The 3,074-nt window shown below is 64.8% G+C and carries 3 protein-coding genes; all 3 read right to left on the minus strand.

Features of this window, described 5'->3' with window-relative positions:
• Window positions 1-404: 404 nt before the first annotated feature.
• Genes NW843_RS12805 through NW843_RS12815 form a run of 3 tightly spaced genes read right to left on the minus strand, consistent with a single transcriptional unit; the run spans window position 405 to window position 2,954 of the window.
• Complete coding sequence (locus NW843_RS12805) at window positions 405-980, minus strand: hypothetical protein (protein WP_414523132.1); 576 nt, start codon at window positions 978-980, stop codon at window positions 405-407.
• Window positions 959-1,381, minus strand: coding sequence for a thioesterase family protein (locus NW843_RS12810; RefSeq protein ID WP_414416689.1), 423 nt, complete (start codon window positions 1,379-1,381; stop codon window positions 959-961). Before NW843_RS12810 ends, NW843_RS12805 begins: the two co-directional genes overlap by 22 nt.
• A 28-nt stretch (window positions 1,382-1,409) precedes the next feature.
• Window positions 1,410-2,954 (minus strand): hypothetical protein, encoded by a 1,545-nt coding sequence (locus NW843_RS12815; RefSeq protein ID WP_414523133.1) that lies wholly within the window; start codon window positions 2,952-2,954, stop codon window positions 1,410-1,412.
• Between the last annotated feature and the right edge of the window lie 120 nt (window positions 2,955-3,074).

Below are 3,074 nucleotides of genomic sequence, written 5' to 3' on the forward strand. Positions count from 1 at the left end.
GACCCTACGGGTACAGTGCGGGGCTCCTGCGATTTCTAGCTGAGTTCGTCTAGCAACGACGGGAGGAGCCGCCCGAAGAGTGGCGAGAAGAGCTGCCCCCCGATGAAGGGCGGGAGGAGGAGCCGAAAGAGCCAGAAGAGCGCGAGGAGCCGCCACAACAGGAGCTTGCAAAGCTTGGATCTGGTTTTGCAGTTGTCTGCAGCGACGCTGCCTGCGCCAGTACATTGTGCCGCCGATTATCCCTGCAGCACCTGCCCCCACCCCTACCAACGGCCAGGGCGAAGGGGGAGGCGGGTAGGTCATGCCTCTGTTGAATTGCTGCCCGGCGCTGCAGCCGGCCTGACCGCGTCAGCGCTGCAGTTCCCCCCCCAGCGCTTTGCTCCTGACGCCAGCTGTCCCATGGGCTATTTTTGCTGGGGATCCCCCCTGGTTGCCCGCAGGACTCTGTCCCACCGGCGCGATAGGGCGAGCCATCCCAGTTTCAAGGCCAGCCCCAGCACCTGCCAGCCGCGCAACCGGATCACCAGGGATCCCCATCCGTGCCAACCGATGCGGGTGAAGGTCAAGCGCAGGTGTTGAGCCAACGGAAGAGGTAGAGCGGCGATCAGCCCCAAGCATTGCCCCGTCAAAGCTGGATCGGCAAAGCCAATTTCTACGCCGCCTTGCCAAGATTGGATGTGGAGCTGCTTGCCCAGCTTCCACAGGTAGGGCCAATCTCTGGGGGAGCAACGTTCTCCCCGCTGCGCCGGCCAACGGCCGCGAAGGCGCAGGGATCCCCAACGCCATTCCCAGCCACGGCGGCTGCCCCGCACGGCCCAGCCTCCCCAGCCGTGCCATTTCCAGATCCAGGCAAGGGGGCCCTGCCAGGGTTTGCGGTAGCGCAGAATGAGCTGTTGAGGCCAGAACAAGAGAGTTCCCACAAAGACGGCCAGCAGCAATCCCAAAGGACTCCGTCCCGCTAACGCGAACAGCTTGAGCACCGACTGGGATCCTCCGCGGTCAATCCATAGCGGGCCAGAAAACGGGGCAAATCGACCACCAGGCAGGTGTAGGATCCCTGCATCACCAGCCGCTCCTGCTGGGTGATCTCCACCTGAAACTGAATGCGTCTCCCCTCCACGGCCACGACTTCGACCCGAACCTGCAAGGGATCCCCCGCCACCGCTGCCGACCGATGTTCCAAGGCAAAGCGGATCCCGACCGCCGCTTCCTCCGGCTCGTAGAAGGGCTGCAAGGTGTTGTGGCCGCACCGCTCGATCAACGTCAACAGAGCTGGGGATCCGATCACCTTCACACCGGGGTTGCCCAGAGCCTCAGCGGTTTGTTCTGGGCCGAGGATCCCTTGCCAGGTGCCAAGGGTGCCCAAGGGAACGGGTTTCATCTCCGCACAACCAGAGTGCTCCGCACCGCTAACGCGAACAGCGGGCAGGGGCGCGCATTCTCCTGGATTGCCACAGGCTCCAGCCTTGCCAGAGCAGGAGAATCAACGCCAGGATCCCGACCACCCCGGCCAGCACCAGCGCCCGTTCCAGGCGGGTGGCATGGAAGCCGGTTACCGTCCAATCGCGGCTGAGGTTGGATCCCAGAATGGCAAGCACAGCCAGGCCCAAACCTCGGATCCCCAGAGATTCCGCCCCTCTTCCCTCCTGCTGCAGGAGGATGGGCTGCAGCGCCGCCAGGATCAAAGCAGTCATCAAAGCTCCCAATAGGAAGGCCGCTTGCGGCTGGGCGTGAATGAAGTAGCCCACCCCCACCGGCAAAGCCAGGCTAGCCAGCGTCAGGGCGATCCCCGTCTGCAGGGGTTTGTCTGGCCCATACAGCCAGTGCAGGAGCGCCGCCAGTGCCATGGCCGCCATGCCCAGGTACAGCGCCGCCGACACATAGGGCTGGGTGAGGTCGATCCCGGCAACCTGCAGGTTGAACTGGTGCAACAGGTTTTGCAGCAGAGGGCGGGCCGACAAAAACAAAGCGGCCATGGCCCCCCAACGGCTGGGAAAAGCCAGACATCCCAGCCCCAAGAGGGCCGCCCCGTAGGATCCCCCCAGCCGCAACGCCAGCAGCGCTCCTCCGCCCACCAGCGTTAGGCCCACACAGGCCCGCCAGAGCAGCCGTCCTTGTTGCTCGGCAACGCTGACGCGACCGGCTAAAGCCTCCGGCCCGCTGACGCCAGCAGGTTCCCCTGGCGCAGGGATCCCCTGTCCCGTCTGGTTTTCCAAGGCAAGCAAGGCCCACGAGAGCAGCACCCCTGCCCCGTAGAGCAAGGCCCAGAAGGGATCCTGGTATAGGCCGTTGCGGGTCAAGGCCAAGGCCAGCGCCAACGCCACCAGCCACCCCACCCCATGCCCCACTGCCGACAGCAGCCCGGGGGAGTCTTCTGCGGCGGTCAAGAGGGGCACAGTGCCTGCCACCAAGCTGAGGGCGGCCAGCCCCACCGGCAACAGCACCTGCCAAGGGAGATCCGGCTGGGATCCCATCTCCAGCAGGCGAGATCCCCAGGTTATGGCGGCAATGCCGCTCCACCCCTGGCCCAGCGCCATCAGCAAGGACAGGGCTTCTGTTTCGGCCAAGACCCCCAGCAAAGGGATCCCCACCAAGCCCATCCCCAGGCCGCAGCCCCACAGAAACAGCATTCCATGCTGCTCCGCAATGCCGATGCGACTGGGGGAGCCGATAGCCAGACTTTGCCAGGCCGCCAAACTGAGCAACAGCACCACCAGCCCTTGCCCGGCCCGACCGCAGCCACTCAACCCCAGTAAACCCACCCCCACCAGGCCCCCCAACAACAAAGCCAGGGGGATCAGATCCGGCAACTGACCCAGCCAGCACCCCAGCGCCGCCAAGGCCACCAAGCCCAGCCCCACTGCCGGTTGCCAGCGGCGAACGGATCCCCAGCGGCGATATCGAATCGCTTCCAACAGCAAGACCACCAAGCCAATCGCGGCCGCAATCGCCAAAACTCCACCCAGCACGTGCTCCCTCCTTTCAAGCCCTGCACCAACTATCGCCTATCGCTGTCCGGTCATCATCGCCATTCAGCTAGAAATCGCAGGAGCCCCGCACTGTACCCGTAGGGT

The sequence above is a fragment of the Synechococcus sp. R5-12 genome (assembly GCF_047502655.1).
Classification (GTDB): domain Bacteria; phylum Cyanobacteriota; class Cyanobacteriia; order Thermostichales; family Thermostichaceae; genus Thermostichus.